This is a genomic window from Halalkalibacter krulwichiae, from assembly GCF_002109385.1.
Classification (GTDB): Bacteria; Bacillota; Bacilli; order Bacillales; family Bacillaceae_D; genus Halalkalibacter; species Halalkalibacter krulwichiae.
The window spans coordinates 3,889,453-3,907,676 of record NZ_CP020814.1 but is presented as its reverse complement, the minus strand read 5'-3'; the positions used below and the strand labels follow the sequence as shown (position 1 = coordinate 3,907,676).

Annotated in this window: 15 protein-coding genes; 9 read left to right on the top strand and 6 right to left on the bottom strand. The window is 40.0% G+C overall.

Annotated elements, in window-relative coordinates; translation table 11 throughout:
* Positions 1–26: 26 nt before the first annotated feature.
* The 6 genes from BkAM31D_RS19750 to BkAM31D_RS19730 form a co-directional block, all read right to left on the bottom strand.
* Entirely contained in the window at positions 27–485 is a 459-nt protein-coding gene (locus BkAM31D_RS19750; protein WP_066158262.1) for a hypothetical protein, read from the bottom strand.
* Positions 486–644: 159 nt separating this feature from the next.
* Positions 645–2,231 carry an ATP-binding protein gene (locus BkAM31D_RS19745; RefSeq protein WP_066158260.1) on the bottom strand — a complete coding sequence of 529 codons (1,587 nt, stop codon included), beginning with the start codon at positions 2,229–2,231 and terminating at the stop codon, positions 645–647.
* A 288-nt stretch (positions 2,232–2,519) separates the two neighbouring features.
* Positions 2,520–3,947 (bottom strand): alanine/glycine:cation symporter family protein, encoded by a 1,428-nt coding sequence (locus BkAM31D_RS19740; RefSeq protein ID WP_066158258.1) that lies wholly within the window; start codon positions 3,945–3,947, stop codon positions 2,520–2,522.
* A 340-nt stretch (positions 3,948–4,287) separates the two neighbouring features.
* Entirely contained in the window at positions 4,288–4,446 is a 159-nt protein-coding gene (locus tag BkAM31D_RS23750) for a hypothetical protein (RefSeq protein WP_157076884.1), read from the bottom strand.
* 174 nt (positions 4,447–4,620) lie between these two features.
* Positions 4,621–5,397 carry an SGNH/GDSL hydrolase family protein gene (locus tag BkAM31D_RS19735; protein ID WP_066158256.1) on the bottom strand — a complete coding sequence of 259 codons (777 nt, stop codon included), beginning with the start codon at positions 5,395–5,397 and terminating at the stop codon, positions 4,621–4,623.
* 27 nt (positions 5,398–5,424) lie between these two features.
* The gene (locus tag BkAM31D_RS19730; protein WP_066158254.1) at positions 5,425–7,035 is read right to left on the bottom strand and encodes an InlB B-repeat-containing protein; all 1,611 of its coding nucleotides are present in this window, start codon (positions 7,033–7,035) and stop codon (positions 5,425–5,427) included.
* Positions 7,036–7,320: 285 nt separating this feature from the next.
* Here BkAM31D_RS19730 and BkAM31D_RS19725 point away from each other — a divergent pair, with 285 nt between their 5' ends.
* From BkAM31D_RS19725 to BkAM31D_RS19690, 9 genes are all read left to right on the top strand, one after another.
* The gene (locus BkAM31D_RS19725; RefSeq protein WP_066158253.1) at positions 7,321–8,442 is read left to right on the top strand and encodes a glycosyltransferase; all 1,122 of its coding nucleotides are present in this window, start codon (positions 7,321–7,323) and stop codon (positions 8,440–8,442) included.
* A gap of 33 nt (positions 8,443–8,475) precedes the next feature.
* The gene (locus tag BkAM31D_RS19720; protein WP_066158251.1) at positions 8,476–9,636 is read left to right on the top strand and encodes a glycosyltransferase; all 1,161 of its coding nucleotides are present in this window, start codon (positions 8,476–8,478) and stop codon (positions 9,634–9,636) included.
* A gap of 2 nt (positions 9,637–9,638) precedes the next feature.
* Positions 9,639–10,418 carry a glycosyltransferase family 2 protein gene (locus BkAM31D_RS19715; RefSeq protein WP_066158249.1) on the top strand — a complete coding sequence of 260 codons (780 nt, stop codon included), beginning with the start codon at positions 9,639–9,641 and terminating at the stop codon, positions 10,416–10,418.
* 128 nt (positions 10,419–10,546) lie between these two features.
* Positions 10,547–11,323, top strand: coding sequence for an ABC transporter permease (locus BkAM31D_RS19710; protein WP_066158332.1), 777 nt, complete (start codon positions 10,547–10,549; stop codon positions 11,321–11,323).
* Positions 11,324–11,337: 14 nt separating this feature from the next.
* Positions 11,338–11,532: a hypothetical protein gene (locus BkAM31D_RS24750; RefSeq protein ID WP_306807415.1), complete on the top strand. Its 195-nt coding sequence runs from the start codon at positions 11,338–11,340 to the stop codon at positions 11,530–11,532.
* Between the two features lie 2 nt (positions 11,533–11,534).
* Complete coding sequence (locus BkAM31D_RS19705) at positions 11,535–12,953, top strand: ABC transporter ATP-binding protein (protein WP_306807473.1); 1,419 nt, start codon at positions 11,535–11,537, stop codon at positions 12,951–12,953.
* A 29-nt stretch (positions 12,954–12,982) separates the two neighbouring features.
* A complete protein-coding gene (locus BkAM31D_RS19700; protein ID WP_066158245.1) occupies positions 12,983–14,968 on the top strand; it encodes a glycosyltransferase family 2 protein in 1,986 nt (661 codons plus the stop codon).
* Entirely contained in the window at positions 14,955–16,484 is a 1,530-nt protein-coding gene (locus BkAM31D_RS19695; protein ID WP_066158242.1) for an ATP-grasp fold amidoligase family protein, read from the top strand. Before BkAM31D_RS19700 ends, BkAM31D_RS19695 begins: the two co-directional genes overlap by 14 nt.
* A 64-nt stretch (positions 16,485–16,548) precedes the next feature.
* On the top strand, positions 16,549–18,186 hold the full coding sequence (locus tag BkAM31D_RS19690; protein WP_066158240.1) for an acylphosphatase: 1,638 nt from the start codon (positions 16,549–16,551) through the stop codon (positions 18,184–18,186).
* Positions 18,187–18,224: the final 38 nt, after the last annotated feature.

Sequence of the window (18,224 nt, the reverse complement as noted above, 5' to 3'; positions counted from 1 at the left end):
CATCCCTAGCTCTTTTGTTTGTTTTTCTAATACTTGTAATCCCATAATACATACCAATTTCCATCTTCTTTAGCTGCGAAGACATCTTGCTGGATTGTAAAACGTCCGTAATCACTTTCATATGTTTTGGTTACAGGTACTTTAAACACCTCTTCAATCGGTTCATGATCTTGTGTCATCTTCCAATTCTTCACTTTTTTTGACCGTCCAAACTCTAGTTCATACGTTTCAACACCAAAGTGACTAACAAATATATGACTGCGCTGATCAATATAACGATTACGAGTAAATCGCTCTTTCATAAAGGGATGAAACAGTTCATACGAATTCCAAAATTCTTGCTTCTGTTCATGCTTATAAAATGTCTTAATGACTTGAACACCGGAATTGGTAGGGAAAAAAGCGAAAAGAAGAGCAATTACAACGAGAAAAACTCCAAAGATCATAAAGAGCTGAATAGGCTGCTGTCTGTTCTTAAATTTCATGTTAGCGCCCCCGATTCAATAGATGCTTGTGCTTTGTACTACATTATGAGGTGGGAGGATTGTCCTAAAACCTTAAAAATGGGGAAGAGCTAGTGGGATATCAAAAAAGGATGTCTCAATCGGCAAGAGCCTAAGAGACATCCTTTTTTATCACTTCAGTTAATTTGCTTTACCGCGAACTTTTTTAACCAATTTTCGAATGGGCATTGTATACTTCCAACTTTTGCTTTCCTCTATTCGTTTTAATTGGTCAATCGCTTGATCTCGTTGTTGGATTAACTCTGTTTCGAGAGGGATCGGCTGAACCGTTGATTTCGTTGTTTTTCGACTGTTCGAAGATTTCACCCTAAAGCCAATCATCACGGGCTTCTCCCATTCTTCTACTTTCATATCTAACTGTTTTGAACTTAGTTCCGGCAAGGCTTCAAGGAACATTTCTATCTTATCTTGGTCGCCAGCAGCGACAATTAACAAGTTTTTGTTTTTTAACGTTCTTACATAGCCATTGATTTTCAGGCCAATGGCCTTTTTGTAAATTTTGTTGCTTAAGATGTTGCTGCTAACCTTTCTCGCTATCACAATCTTCTTACAAACGGGCTGTTGTTTCGGAATCGCAGGAAGGATGATTTCTTCTGCAATCCCTGTGTAGAGGGTGTCAGCAATTCGTTTATAATCATAATAGAACTGGTGGCTTTCCTTGCTATGTTCGTGTGAAGCTGTTTCAGGAAAAAAGTAATCAATTAACGCTTTTGGTATATCTCTTTGCATGCCGTGAACAGGGAAGAGGCCACCACCAATATTCGGTCTAGAATTAAGCTCGAGTACGTAGTTCGTTCCTCGTTCATTATCAATCATAATGTCTATTCCGCAACATGAGAGTCCTGGTAATGCTTTTGCAGCGTTAACCGCGACTTGTTTGCTCTCTTCTGTTAACTGATCGGTAACATCAACGGTTTCGGCAGCCAAAGAGTGTAACGTACTGTCGCTTAAGAATACTCGCTCGCCTTCAGCAGGTACAGAATCGAGTGAGTAGTTCGACTTTGAAAGAAACGTCGTGATATCGTCATTGATTTTAATTTGATAATCACTTGCATGTGGATTTTCTAGTCTCGCATTATTTTTCACTTCAATTAATTCCGCGATGGAATGTTTACCATCTCCTGTAACATTAGCTGGAATCCGCTTATAAGCACTAACGACTTGATAACCGACGACGAACACACGTGTATCTTCTCCCGTTGCTTCTTCTTCGACAATGATATTCTCATACCCCTTGTCTTTTCGTAAGTACGTCAAGTGTGTAGAAAGCTCTTCCTCCGTCATAATGCCTGTTGTAACACCTTTTCCTAAGCTTGAACTTGTAGGCTTAATGACTAAAGGATACGTAAGCGTCTTTGAAAACTCAACCATTTCAGGAATGTCACTCTCAGGACCAAAGCTTCTTCCTTTTGGTGTTGGGACGTTAGCTTTTAGTAAATACTCTTTCGTCGTTTCTTTATTTTTCGTAATCTTTCTAGCTTCTTTTGGAATGCTGTCTGCCAATGAATATTGGAATGTTTGCTCCGTTCCTTCACTAGAAATAGCGTAACGAATTCTTACTTTGCCTTTAGAATAAGTTTTGTAAAATTTAACCGTTAATCCTCTTTTCCATGCTTCAAGCGCGATCGTATACATAACGGATGTAAACCCGTAAGCATCTTTTGGTACGAGGCTTTTTAATTGAGGTAACCAATTAGATTGATTCATATTGTGGCCTACTTTCATTATAAAATCACTATACAGGTTGTATAGATATGTAAGGTTCTTGTTTTTAGAATCGTACAGTTCTTCCTCTTTATCCTAACCGCATCGGAATAAAAATATAATGTGTTAGTAAGTTTCCTTGATCGTAGCACCGCTATTGCAGAAAAGCTAACAGAAAATTATCTAAAATATATGAAAAATAAAGAGAGCATGACGCAGAGTTGAGGAAAAAGAAAGGTGTAATAAAAAAGAAGCTTCACACGCCATTCCTAGTGTGAAGCTTCTTGCATTTTACTTATTGACCGCTTTTTCTTCTGTTGCTTCCTTCTGCCAATGCTCAACATTTTTCAAGTTTGGTACAGAATCAGCATAGAAAACTGGGTTTTTACCTGCTTTGCGTTGCTTGCTGTAATCATCAAGTGCAGCAAAAGCAAATTTACCAAGTAAAAGAATAACGGCAATGTTCATAAGAGCCATGAGACCCATTGTAAAGTCAGCCATGTCCCATACAAGTGCGAACTCAGCGATCGCACCAAAGAACACCATTCCAACTGCTGCTAAACGATAAATCATAATAGAGGTTTTGCTTTTCTTAATAAATTCAATATTTGTTTCACCGTAGTAGTAGTTCCCAACAATGGAACTAAAGGCAAATAAGAAGATTGCTATCGCGACAAAGATGCTTGCCCATTCTCCAATTTGTGAGGCTAGAGCGTTTTGAGTAAGCTCAATTCCAACCGCTCCAGATGTAAAGTCGCCCGAAACGAGAATGATCATCGCTGTTGCACTACAAATGATGAGCGTATCAACGAATACACCGAATGCTTGGATAAGACCTTGTTTAGCAGGGTGGCTGACATTCGCTGTTGCCGCTGCGTTAGGTGCACTACCCATACCAGCCTCATTTGAGAACAATCCGCGTTTAATCCCCATCATTAATGCGGCACCGAAACCACCACCGACAGCTTGTTCAATTCCAAATGCACTTTGGAAAATAAGAACAAACACACTTGGGATTGCAGTAAGGTTCATTACGATCACAATCAAAGCGACAAGTAAATAAATAAGAGCCATAATCGGAACTACGATCGATGTAACCTTAGCAATACGATGTACCCCACCAAAAATGATGATCGCCGTTAAACCAGCAATCACAAGTCCAATGACAAAAGTGTCTGAGCCAAAAGCGCTACCCATTGCCATTGAAATTGTATTTGATTGAACAGAATTGAAGACAAGACCAAAACAGAATGTAATTAAAATCGCAAAAATAATTCCAAGCCATCTCGCGCCTAACGCTTTCTCCATGTAGTAAGCTGGACCACCGCGGAAGCTTTCGCCATCTTTCACTTTGTAGATTTGGGCAAGTGTACTTTCTACGAACGCTGTCGCCGAACCTAAAAGGGCAATCAACCACATCCAAAAGACAGCACCTGGTCCACCAAGTGCGATCGCAGAAGCAACCCCAGCTAAGTTTCCTGTACCGACACGTGATGCAGTACTAATACAAAAAGCCTGAAAACTTGATACACTCTTTTTTCCAGATGTCACGGTTTCTTTATCCGTGAGCAGTCGGAACATTTCACCGATGTATCGGAACTGAACGAAACGTGATGCAACCGTGAAATAAATTCCGGCAATGATTAATAAAGCAATTAACAAGTAACTCCAGAGAATATCGTTCCCTACAGAAACGATGCTTTCAATAATCGATGTCATAAATGCGCTCTCCTCCTATATTGTCATGTTGTCTGTTAACATCAATCAGTTGAAATCGTTGTCAACTATCCTATTATAATAGGAAGAAAGAGAGATTACTATTTTTTTGTTATTTTAGAATAATTGAAATAGTGAGTTTTTACTTAGGTGAAAAGGAAGGGAGTTTGCTTTAGAACAGCGTGGGTTTGATTAGAACGAAATTTATTATGGCAAGAACATGCAATTGGAAAATATATGGGTAAAATAAAAGAGTGGTGGCAACATATAAGAGCGAGACTTAACAATCTCTTCAATATGCAAAATATTTCTTATGGCTTTACCATCACTCATCGCTAGTTTCTTAAATGAGATAGACAAAAGCACCGAGCCAGTTGCAGGAGGACGAGAAGCTTTGGTTATTTTGCAAATAAATAAGAGACTTTAACATCTTGTCCGTTACATAATCATTATCATCAATCAAGCGGAGCAATGCATATGTTTTGCAGAATAACTTGGCCATTTCTGTCACACCTCACAGCTAGTTTTTCTTAGTATTTGATAAAATTGAATTATTATCCATTTTTATTCAAAAAAATTTTTTCGCTCGGTGTGAGTAGAAGGAGTATGCCTGCTAAGACGCCATTTTTTGCAGAAAAAAAGATGATCTCTGTTAATCAGAAACCATCTCTCATTGCTATTCTGCTGTTAAAAATTCAACCATTGAATCCGCCCATAATTGATGGCCATCTTCATTTGGACGAGCATTTTCGATGTAATCTTCTAATGACGAATCATCGGTTGACGGCCAACCTGTCCAGTGATCCGCGTATAAATAATCATGTTCTTTCGCATAGGTTTCGAGCGCTTCAATTTGACTCAAGTAAAAACCAGCACCAGGCAGTGGGTTGGCTGGTAAAAGGACGATCGTTGTCTCAGGAAGTGAGCTTGTCAACCTTTGTAACATTAGATCAAGGGCATCAATGGAATCTTCTATTCGAATATTGCCGTTATCGTTTAAAATAAACGGTTCAAATAACAATAGATCAGGATCGCTATCGATGACCTCATTATGATATTCACTGTTTAGAATCTCAATCGAAGTTGAGCGCTCTCCGTCAATGACTACCGTTGTAATCTCACTAGCATCTTGATAGCTTTGAAGCTGTGTCTCTACTAAATAAGGCCATGAGCGGTCAGAATTATCATCCAATATATTTGAATTGGATCCAAAGACAGTTATTTTCACATGTTCATGATCATTCATTAGGTCTTTTAAAAGACCTGTTGCCTCTTTATCACCATCTTCATCACTCGTTTCAGAAGAGATTTCCGTATCTGCTTTTACGATCGTAGCCGAGTAGGCGGCAGATTCTTCGGCAATCGAGGCGAGCTTACCTTTGTAATAAAAGTTTCCGAAGATAATAATCGCAATTGATAAAACAATACTGCCTGCGTATAAAAAAAGTTTCAAAATGTTCCATCCACCTTTCTAGGAGTGTCATTCACTTTCATCTGAACCCTCATCAGGATCGGGCTTTGGCTCAGGTACTGGTTCGGGTTTCGTTTCTGGTTGTTCAGGTGTTTCATCTGGCTCTTTTTCATCTGGTTCTGTTGGCTTTTGAACGGGTTTGGATTGTTCCGTTTCGCTTTCACTTTCTTTCTTCCCTTGTGGTGGTTGTGGTTTTTCCACCTGTTGTGCAGGTTGTGGTGAACTTGTTACCTGCTTTTTAAATACTGCTTGCAAACTTATGGATTGATCCATTGTAAAGGTAATCGAAGCATTAGAGCTTGATAGCGTTCCCGTCCAACGCTCAAAGACATATCCAGGATCCGGACGAGCCGTGACCGTCACGGTTTCTCCTTCTTGAATCGGATTATCTAGCGTGCTTTGCACGATCGTTCCTTGTCCGCTTTTTGAGATTTGTAGTGTGAAAGATGGCAAATCTCGTTCAAACACGGCGCCGATCGATAGTGGCTGTTCAAGCGTAATGGTTTGGGAAGCAACTGATCCTGTCAGGTCGCCTGTCCAATGTTTGAACGTCCAGCCGGGTGCGGCAACGGCCTGTAATTCAATGGTCTCTCCGTATGTATAATGAGTTTTCGCTGGGAATGCAGTAACCGTGCCATCTCCCGTTACATAGGTGGTAAGCATATTCTCATCTACTATTTCAATTTCAAGTGAAATTTCTAATCCGTCCACTTCAGCTTCAACGGTTTCCGTGCCAACTTCTGAGGCTAAGAAGAGAATCTCATTGTCATGGCTGCTTTCCGATAATAGTCCACGTTCTCCTTTGACAGACCAGTTTGGCCGGATGTCCATCTTCTCTCCGTTAGCATCAAATGCTTGAAGAGTGATTGGAAGAGTTTCATTCAGCATAACTGTTGGTTCTTCAGCTGTTAGCCATTCCATTTCTTCAACGACTTGATCTTTAATCTCAACTTCAAGCTTACGAGTCAGATCTTCAGCTGCGGCTGTCACCGTCATACTGCCAGGCGCTTCTCCTGTTAACATCCATGTTTCCTTTTCTTGTAGATCAAGGTTGGCTATATCTGAATCGGATACAGTCCATTCTGCATCAATGGGCAGTGTTCGCTCTTTTTCATCGGACCAAACAAGCTTTAGCTCACGCTTGTGTCCAACTTGAATAAAAGGACGTTCGATTTCAATCGTTATTTGCGATAGAAACGTTTCATACTTTTCCTGAAAATCGTCACTTTTTGTTTGCTCGAAGCCTTGCTTCAAAATTGATAGAGTTGAAACGATATCAGATTGACTGACATACAAGTCTGACAAGTGCGTGTAAAAGCGAGCTTCATCAGGCAAGAGTTCAATCCCTTCAAGAAGTGTCATTTCTGCTCGTTCAAGCTTTGCGATAGAGTGATAGCTTTTGGCTAGGCCTAATCTAGCATTCACATGGAGAGGATCTACTTGTAGAATTTCTTCATAATAAGAGATGCTTTCATCGAAGTTCGCTTGATCAAAAGCGGTCGTCGCTTTCTGCTCAAGTTGCTTAATTTGGCCACTCGATTCAAAAGGGAATAGAAGCAAAACGCCAGCAAAAAAAAGGATGATAATACTAAGGGAAGGGATGACAATTTTCTTAGGCATGTTAACCCTCTTTTCTTTTAAACATAGCTATGATAATAGGTCTATTATAAAGAAGTTTGCCAGATTTCGGAAGGGAACGTAGGAAAAAAGTGAGATTTGTCGATTATTCTTAGGAGAAAAGTCGACTGTTTGTTGTGAACGCATGGCATGACGAACTCTTTTCGGACGAGTACTCGAAAACGGAAATATGATATAATCGATTAGCTATCGTTTGCAAAGAGCAGAATAAGTATAGTAACAGCTATTTCAAGAAATCTTCATATAGAAGAAAGGCCGGTCGTTTCAATGAAAAAAGTGAAGATCTTATTTTTTATCTATCAAATGGGTGGTGGCGGAGCGGCTCGAACATTGTTGAATATTATCAATAATTTAGACCGTAGCAAATTTGAGCCCTACCTTGTGACGTTGAATTTTGATGGCTCTTATGAAAAAGAGTTAAAAGATGATGTGAAATTTATCAAGTTGGATACAAAACGGTTAAGCCGTTCCATTTTGCGTCTAGCAAAAATCATTAAAGAAGAGGGTATCGACGTAGCTTTCAGTACGATTCCAAGGGTGAATACGATTGCGATTATCGCAAGTAAGCTTTCTTTCTCTAAGGTGAAAAGCGTCATTCGGGAAGCAGACAATTTAGGTGGAAGTCTCCGTGAAAATATGCAGTTGCTTGGGTTCGGGATGGTGTACAAAACATCTGATCAAATCGTTTCATTATCAGAGGGTGTAAAAGCAAATCTAGTCAACCGCTATAAGGTGAAGCCAGAGCGGATTGAAGTGATTTACAATCCAGTTGATTTAAATAGCATTAATGACAAAGTCGAGCACGGGAAGATTGACCCCGAGCATGAAGCGCTTTTTCTTACCGATGATAAGGTAATTATTACAGCTGGCCGTCTCGTTGAACAGAAAGATCAACGCACGTTAGTCAAAGCCTTTGCGAAAGTGAACAACGAAATAAGCAGCCGTTTAGTCATATTGGGTGAAGGACCTTTAAAGGAAGAGCTCATGGAACTTGCGAGAGAATTGTCTGTTTTAGATCGCGTTCATTTCATCGGATTCCAAAGCAATCCATACAGCTACTTTACAAAAGCCGACCTCTTTGTTTTGTCTTCAAAGCATGAAGGGTTCAGTCATGTGATTGCTGAAGCGCTAGCGACAGGTACGCCTGTTGTCTCAACCAATTGTAAAAGTGGGCCGGAAGAAGTATTAAATTTCGGTGAGTTTGGAGCGCTATGTGACGTTGGGAATGACGAACAAATGGCTGGAGAAATGCTTAAGGTGTTATCCGTAAGTGAACAAGAGCGTTTGCAAATTATTGAAAAAGGATATGCACGAGCACGAGACTTTGACGCGAAACAAATTGTGAAGCAGTATGAACAACTATTTTTATCGACTTTATCGAAACAATAAACCATTAATTGATGAACAAGGAAGAGTGAAGCGATGACTAATCGAAAAAAGGTTGTACACATTACAACGGTACACCATCCATTAGACCCGCGAATTTATTATAAAGAATGTCAGTCTCTTCAAGAGGCAGGCTATGATGTAACGTTAATCGCACCGGACGGAAAAGAGACCATTAAAGAAAGCAATGTCAATGTCGTCTCGATCACAAAACGAAAAAACAAGATTTTAAGAATGCTGCTCTCGACAGTTGAAGCGTACAAAGCAGCAAAGAAACAAAAGGCTGATTTCTATCAAATTCATGACCCTGAGCTGCTTCCTGTAGCTTGGCTTTTAAAGAAAAAAGACAATGTCGTCATTTATGATATTCACGAAGACTATGAAACGAGTATCATGCAAAAGGATTATATAAAGAAGCCAATGCGGAAGCTAATCGCCAAAGCGTACCGTACCATCGAGGGAATCTTTGCCCAAAAGTTAGAGTTATGCTTAGCGGAAAAGTACTATAAAGAGAAATACCCAAGAGGCACATGTGTCTTAAATTATCCGATCTTGAATCCAGAAGCAAGGACAGCTAGGAAGACGAAAGAGCCGGTTGTTGACGAAATCATTTATACAGGAAATGTCTCTGTTGAAAGAGGGGCTCTTTTGCAGGCGAGAATACCAGTTGTCGACCCGTCGATGTCGATTCATTTCTATGGGAAATGTCCGAAGCATTTAGCTGAGAATATGTTGGAACAAGCTGGTGATTATCGTAGCCAAGTGAAGATTGAAGGCATTGATCGTTATGTTCCAAAAGACGAAATTGACCAAGCCTACAGCTCAAGAAATTGGTTAGCTGGGATTGCGCTTTTTCCAAGAGATGATCACTATATGAAAAAAGAACTGACGAAGTTCTTTGAATATATGAGCTACGGGCTACCGATTATTTGCTCAAACTTCCCTGTTTGGAAGCAATTTGTCGAGACACATCGCTGCGGAATCGCAGTCGATCCAACGAATGATACGGAATTAAAGGCAGCAATTGAGTATATAAGAACGCATCCAGAGGAAGCATGGAATATGGGCGAAAATGGAAAAAAATCTGTCAGGGAACAGTTGAACTGGGACAAAGAAGCTGAAAAGCTTGTTCAGTGGTATCAGGAGTTAGAATTGGCACAGGATCAAACTGAGTCATTTAAGCAAAGAAACTTTTAATAATGGTGATAAATGTGCAAAATGAGAAGAGAACTCCGTTAATTTCTATTATTACACCAGCTTACAATTCTGAAAGTTTTATTGAAGAGACAATGAAATCAGTGCTTGCTCAAACGTACCGTCACTGGGAGATGATCATTGTTGATGATTGTTCCAAGGACGAAACGGTAGAGCTTGTTCAAACGTATATGGAACAAGATGAAAGAATTAAGCTGATCAAGTTAACAGAAAATAGTGGACCAGCGATCACTCGAAATACAGCAATTAACAATGCGAAGGGCCGTTTTCTTGCTTTCTTAGATAGTGATGATCAATGGCTTCCAAATAAGTTGGAGAAGCAACTTCAGTTTATGGTTGATCAGCAAATTGCGTTTTCGTTTTCTGCTTATCATGTCATTAATGAAGCAGGTGAGAATACGGGTACAACCATTGGAGTTCCTGATCAAGTGACCTATGAGGAACTTTTGAAAAACAACGTCATTGGATGTCTAACGGTTATGCTTGATAAAGAGGCAATTGGAGACATTGAGATGGTGAACATTCGTACACGTCAGGATTACGTACTATGGCTTGACTTAACGAAAAGAGGTTTTACAGCTTACGGACTTAAAGAACCGTTAGCGAAATATCGTGTCGTTGAACAATCGATTTCCAGTAATAAAATAAAGATGGCTAAGCAAAATTGGTATGTGTACCGGAAAATTGAAAAGATTGGTTTAGCAAAAAGTATATGGTACTTCATCCATTATGTTTATTTTAAATTAAAGAAATATCAAGCATAGCTGAAACGAAATTTTTGTGAAGCATCTATACATGGAGATTGGGACTATGTATAATAAGTAGAATTTGTAGGACCGAAATACAAGTCCTCTTATTTCTATTCAATTGAATGGCGGTGTAAATGAAATTTATGCGTGAGTATATAAACGAAATTCTGAAAAGAAAAGATCTATTAATATATCTTGTGAAATCTGGATTAAAGGCAGAGCATCGAAATAGCTATTTAGGGTATTTCTGGTGGTTGTTAGATCCGTTATTAAATGTAGCCGTTTATTATTTTTTAGTCGGTATTATTTTGGGGCGAGGCGGCGAGAACTTTGCTGTCTTTCTTGTCATCGGGCTGATTGGCTGGCGTTGGATGAATACAACGGTGAATACATCAGCACGGGCGATTGTGAAACATTCTTCGATTATCAACCAAGTGTACTTGCCTAAATCAATTTTCCCACTTGCAGCTTCTTCGACTCAAGTTGTGAACTTTGTTTTTGGGTTAGTTGTCATCGCGATTTTCCTAATTATTTTTGGGGTGATGCCAGGTTGGCAGGTCGTGTATTTACCACTTATTATATTGGTGCAATTAGTGTTCTTGTTGGCTATAAGTCTATTTGTAGCCTATATTTGTGTTTTTGTACGAGATATTGATAACATTCTATCTCATGTACTTAGGGTTTTCTTCTATGCATCGCCAATTATTTGGGAGGGTGGACGCTTGCCTGCTGAGTATAGCTGGCTTGTGGCGATTAACCCTGTTGCGATCATATTAGATTCTTATCGGGCTGTATTAATGTATCAGACGAATCCACAGTTTGGCGGATTGCTTGTCATTGCGCTGTCTTCTGCGGTCGTCATAGCCATTCTACTGTATTTCTATAGCCGCAACGAACACAAAATTATAAAAGCATTATAAAAGAGGGGTTTCATATGTCAGTAACCGAAAACAACTCAAACAATCCATCTGCTGAAGCTAGAGAAGTGGTGTTACGGCTAGATAACTTAGGAGTAGCCTTCAATGCTCAGCAGAAGGATGACTATAAATCGCATGTCATTAACTTGTTTAAAAAAAGAAAGAAGATCAAGAGCAAAAGGATAAAGTTTTTTGGCCTTTACGAAATTTAAATCTGACAGGCTATCAAGGTGAAATCCTTGGAATCATTGGTTCAAATGGTTCAGGGAAAACGACTCTATGTAAAATGATCTCTGGAATTCTTACCCCTGATGAAGGGGAGTTAATGGTTGATGGCCGAGTTTCTGCCTTGTTCTCACTTGGTATGGGATTCAATAAGGAACTAACAGGGCGTGAGAACGTTTATTTAAACGGAATGATGCTCGGAATTGAAAAAGCGAAGATCAATGAATTCATTGACGAAATTCATGAGTTCTCTGAACTTGGAAAGTTCCTTGATCAACCTATGAAAACTTATTCTAGTGGAATGAAAGCACGGCTAGGATTTAGTGTGGCTTCTTTTTTAGAGCCAGAGATTTTAATTTTAGATGAAGCCCTTAACACTGGAGATGCTGCTTTTAGTAAGAAAGCAGCTGAAAAGATGAAGGAGCTTGTTGCAAAAGCCAAAATGGTTGTTCTTGTAACTCATTCGCTTCGCTTCGCAGAAAAAAATTGTGATCGCTTAGTCTGGTTAGATAAAGGGGTCATTCGTCAAGTGGGAGACCCAAAAGAAGTCGTTGAAATGTATAAAGCGTCTGTTCCTGTTAAAGCACGTAGAAAACGAAAAAGGCTTGATATTGAAAAAACAACACTGAACATGAAAGACAAAACAGTGGTCAAAGCTGAAAATGTTGGTGTAGCTTACAACGTGAAAAAAGATACGTTTTGGGCGCTTAAGAATGTAAGTTTTGAAGTGAAAGAAGGAGAAGTTGTTGGAGTTATTGGTCACAATGGTGCTGGTAAAAGTACATTGTGTAAACTAATGACAAACATCCTGACTCCTGATGAAGGAAACATCAAACTTGATGGAGAGACAACTTCCTTATTAGGATATGGGACAGGATTCAATGCTCAATTATCAGGAAGAGATAATATTTATTTAAATGGAATGTTGCTTGGGATTCCAAAAGAAAAAATTGAAGCCGACTACCCGGAAATCGTTGAATTTTCACAGCTTAAGCAAGCGATTGATAAGCCGGTAAAGGAATATTCAAGCGGGATGCAGGCTCGTTTAGGTTTCAGTATCGCGGCGACTCTTCAACCAGATATCTTCATTATTGATGAGGCGTTGTCGACAGGCGATATGGCATTCAAGCAAAAGGCAAGTGAGCGAATTCAAGATATGATGGAAAGCGCGAAAGCCGTCATTATCGTCTCTCATAGCATGAGATTTGTTGAGAAAATTTGTACGCGTGTCATCTGGATGGAAAGAGGACAAGTTCGCTTTGATGGAGATCCAGCTGAAGCAGTAGCGCTCTATACAGAAAGTGTAGGCGGAACGAAGAAGGCCGCGAAAAAAACGACGCTACGGAAGAAAAAACGACGCAAGAAAGCAGTAAAGCCAGCTGTAACAGAAGAAACGAAACAGGACTAACAATAGATTGAATAGGTGTTGAGGATAAGATGGTTAAATCAAACATCCGAAAAATGTTAAATATGACTGAGCGTTTGAGCTATAAGGTGCTTACACCAAAGCAACGTGAGAAAATCAAAAACTCGCTTACTGATAAACAAAAATATTATCTAAAAAAGATTTTATTATCGGGGAAGTGGCAACGGAGCGAAGTGAATCAAGTAAAGCATCGCTTATACAATCTCGGTTTTACAGAAAGAGGACTCAAAGAGCTTGAGGAACTATGCAATCGAGAAGATGAACCTTATTTAAATCGCCTTGCGAGATGGGAACTTGCGTTATGGCATGCCAATCAATATGACAAGAAACATGCACGTATGTGCCTAGACCTATTAACGAAAGTACTAGACGATGAAGTCGACCTTAACAGAAAGCGTCAAGCGGCGATTATGCAGGCTGAGTGCTATGAGATTTTAGGAGAAGTAGATCGCGCCAAACAAGCTTTAGCTCCTTTTCTAAAAGAAGAAGAGCAACATCCAGATGTATTACTAGCAGCAGCCAACTTGGAGGATTCTGTTACAGAGCGCTTAAAGTGGGCTAATCAAGCTTTGAAGCTTTACGGTACTTCTGAAGTTCTTCTAGATTTGAAAAAAGGAAAAGAGCCGTATGACTGCTTGTCATCAGTAGGAAAGAAAGTTTCGTCATCGTCGGCTGAGGCTCCAAAAGTTTCGGTGATCATTCCGGTTTACAATGCAGAAGATGGTGTCGGAACGTCTTTGACGTCGATGCTAACTCAGACTTGGAAGAACCTTGAAATCGTTGTCGTCGATGATTGTAGTCAAGATAACACCGTAGAAGTCGTTGAACGTTACATCAAGCAGGATGAAAGAGTAAAGCTCATTAAAGCAAAGAAAAATGGTGGAGCTTACGCCGCAAGAAACCTTGCTTTGCAGGAAGTAACAGGTGAATTTGTAACCATCCATGATGCCGATGATTGGTCGCATGTTGAAAAGATTGAAAGACAAGTTCGCCATTTACTTGAAAACCCGGATGTCGTTGGGAATACATCAGAGCAGGCAAGAGCAACAGAGGATCTTAAATTTTATCGACGTGGCAAACCAGGTACGTATATTTTTAGTAACATGTCTTCTTTTCTATTTAGACGGGAAGTGGTATTAGAGAAATTGGGTTACTGGGACACGGTTCGATTTGCAGCTGATTCTGAGTTCATTAGACGGATTAAAAAGATTTTTGGAGAAAAATCAATTGTTGCGTTGCCGACTGGTCCGCTATCGTTCCAACGTCAAACTGCGACTTCTTTAACAGGAAACTCTGCTTTTGGCTACCATGGATTTAAAATGGGTGTGCGGAGAGAGTATGAAGAAGGTCATGATTATGTTCATGAGAATTCGGATCAACTATATTATTCATTCCCGCAGAAAGAGCGACCTTTTGCTGTACCAGAACCAATGTGGCCTGAAAGAGAAGAGAAAGTCGATGGTTACCGCGTATTTGATGTGTTAATTGGTCATGACTTCCGTTTAACAGATGATTCTATTACAGCAGTCATAGCAGAAATTGAATGGTTGAAGCAGCAACAATTAAAAGTCGGTTTGATGCAGCTGTTTCAATATGAAGTAAGCCCTGATAAAAAAGTAAATGCTCGTATTCGTGAAATATTGGATGGGAATCTCGTTCAGATGGTTGTTTACGGTGAGAAAATTCAATGTAAACAATTGATCATTAAACATCCTCCATCGCTGGAAGTTTGGCAAAAGTATCTACCTGAAGTGAAGTCCGAAGAAGTACATGTTGTTGTATCTAAGGATGATCGCGAACAAGAAAAGGGACAAAGCTTCGATATTCCTACATGCGAAAAGCATGTTGATCAATACTTTGGCCAAAAAGCGACCTGGCACCCGCTTAATGCCGAATCACGTTCCATTCTTTCAACGGAATCTAGTTCTATGGATCCAAGAGATTGGAAAGTCGAAAACATCATTTCTGAAAGTAGGGCAAACCGTGACAGTAAATGAAGAAAAGAAACAGTCACAGCTTGAACAAAATTCTACGACTAGGGTGCCAAAGGAAGAAGCATTATTAAGCAAATTAATTAAGCAAGAGGCTGCATTACAGAAGCTCCAAAAAGAAAAAAAGAAGCTTCAAAAAGAAAAAGACCTTGTTGAGCGAAACTACAAAACCATTACGAAAAGTCCAATGTGGAAGTTTTCATTACCGCTAAGACGTACGATTGCGTTCGTAAAGAAATCGCTGAATGCTCTGCAAACCTCTTTGGTCGGCTCAAAATATCAAGCTCTAAAAGACGATAAGCAAAAGCTAGAAACGTTGAATAAAAAGCTTGAGAGGGAAGCCATTGTTACGAAGCAAAGATTGAAGGCAAGTGAACAGAAGGCGAAAGCTCAAGCAGATCGTGAACAAGCTTTGCTTTTACAGCTAGAAGAGCTTGATCAGGCTGGATACAAGAATATGGTTCAAGAAGCAGTGGAAAGAGGCGAAGTCCTGAGTTGTATTGATCAACTTGTGCTGCAACGTGCAGAACATGATCATAACTATTCGACAGCGTTAAAGCATGCAGCAAGGCTCTATAGTAACAAAGATGAAGCAAGCCGAAAAGTAGTATACGACAAAGTGTTGCAAGGTTTGAAAATAGAAGAAATACCGGAATTCATCATTCGCACCGCTGAAACAGCTGATAAGTTGTCGCTGAATCAAGTAGCCTCTTTTAAAGCGAGCCTTAGCTTGCGCGCAAGACAAAGACAGCTTGAAGCGGCGCTCCCTGAGTGGGTACTCGACGATAAGGTTGATGCGTATGCGTTTGTTGATGCATTACAAGTTAGAAGGCCGTGGGTCTCGACAGAACAGTACTCCTTTGCGGATATTCCAAAGCAGTCTGGCATCGTGATTAAGCCAGTCGATGGTGCGGGTTCGCGCGGGGTTTACTTGGTGCATGATCTATCTCGTATCCAAGATGTGAAACGTTCACAAATACTAGAAAGCTGGTCGGAACTTGAGGCTTTTGTTCAAGCAGACCTGGTTGCTGGCTTAGTTGAAAGCGATCAATGGATGCTAGAAGAGCTCGTTCTTGAAAACGAGCTTGAGCACATACCAGCGCGTGATTTGAAATTTTATTGTTTTTATGGAAAAGTTGCGCTTATTCTTGAAATAAAAAGGTATCCCGAAGTAAAGTATTGTTGGTGGACGGCAACGGGTGAGCAAGTAAAGACAGGAAAGTATGAAGAGGCAAGCTTTGAAGGGGACGGGTTTACAGACGAAGAACTAGAGCTTGCTAACAAGCTTAGTTTGGAAATCCCTGCTCCTTTTATGCGGATTGATTTCTTGAAAAGTTCAAACGAATTAGTGTTTGGAGAATTCACGCCAAAGCCTGGTCATTACGATCACTTTAATGAAACAACAGATCGCCTCCTTGGCGAGTATTATTTAGAAGCGGAAGCTCGTCTGCTAAAAGATTTGCTTGCAGGGAAATCTTTTGTTCCTTTTAATCAGTTGCTAGGGTCACAACAAGATAAGTAAGACCAAAATTGAAATAGATTGTCAATTCCATTAGTAAGTTGATCGATTTTTAGGAGGAAACTCAATGAATCAAAATAAGACAGAATGGCTCCCTGATCTTCCGGCAGAAGTGGTAGAGGGCGCACGCGGTCATGAATTATGTCCTTATATTATTGCCTTAGAGGGGTGGCGTCGAGGGTTAACTCTGAAGTGGTATACGAAAGAATCGGACAAGTTTGATCATATGAAGGTGTGGTACGTCGATCGTCCAGGAAGACTTTTTTCCCTTAGCTCGGCTGAGAGAACGCATTACTTCTTTCGCTCAAGAGGAGATAAGGTAACCAATGAAGCGCTTGAAATTGGTGCCGATAAAGAAAAGTCAAAGGAATGGCTAACAAAAGCAGGAGTGTCAGTCCCAAAAGGACGACGTTTCAGTGCTGAAGTTGAAAATAGAGAGATTATTGAATATGCAACGCAGCAGATTGGCTTCCCGTTAGTCGTTAAACCAACTGATGGAAGCTTCGGACGTGGAGTCGTTACGAAAATTGAAACAACTGAAGAGTTAGAAGTTGCTTTAATCCTTGTTCGCTCTGAGTTACAATACCCTGATGTCATTGTAGAACAGTTCATCCCGGGTCATGACTACCGACTGTATGTTGTCGGAGACAAAGTAGTTGGTGCGATTCAACGAATTCCTGCTAATGTGATTGGGGATGGCTCTAGTACGGTTCAACAGTTAATTGAGCTGAAAAATGAGGAAAGAAAAAAGAATCCTCGCTTGTTTAGTTGTTTAATCAAAATCGATCACGAAATGAATGGAGTTTTGGAAGACGCTGGTTATCGTGTAACAAGCATTCCGAAAAAAGGGGAAGTCGTCTATTTAAGCGAAAAGAGCAATATTTCGCTTGGTGGAGATTCAATTGATGTGTTAGATCAACTTTCTGACGAAGTGAAAAAAACAGCCGTAAAAGCCATTCAGGCTGTACCGGATCTCTATCACGGTGGAGTTGATATTATTATTGACCCATCGAAACAGCCAGAAGGGCAAGCGATTGTGCTGGAACTTAATCCTACCTCACAGTTAGGTTCACTTGTTTATCCAATGACAGGAAAAGGCCGTGATGTTCCAGGGGCTATTATTGATTTTTACTTCCCAGAATCAGTCAATCGTGATAAAACTAACTTATATTTTGATTTCAAAAGTGTTCTCCAACCTTTAGTGAGTCAGACGGCGATTGAAGTTGAAGTTGCCCCTGCGCAATTAGGAAAGATCTATGCGAAAAAGTATAGAGTCGTAGGAGCGGTTCAACCTGTGGCTTTCCATCAGTGGTTGAGAAAACGTGCTCTTGAGATGGGATTAAATGGGTTTATTTCAAATATAACGAATGAAAGTATTGACGTTGTAGTAGCTGGTGTAAGTAGTGATTCTGTGAATCAATACAAAGAAATCATTAAGCTAGACCCGAAGAAAGTGGAGATTAGCGAAATTCAAGAGGAAAGCTGGGAAAAGCCAGTACGAATTGGATTTGAAATTCAAGCAGAGCTCAAAGAAATCATTGCAGAAATTGCAAAAACGAGAAAAGAGCTCGAAAGTCTAGAGAAAAAGCGTAATCGTGTGGAGCAGCAATACTTAGCCTTACAAGAAAGTAGAATTTGGCGGCTGACATTACCGTTTAGAAAGCTACTAGACATTGTCAAAAAGGTAAAACGAAAAGTAACATAAGGACTTTTTATACAGAGAGAACCAGTCATGACAATGTC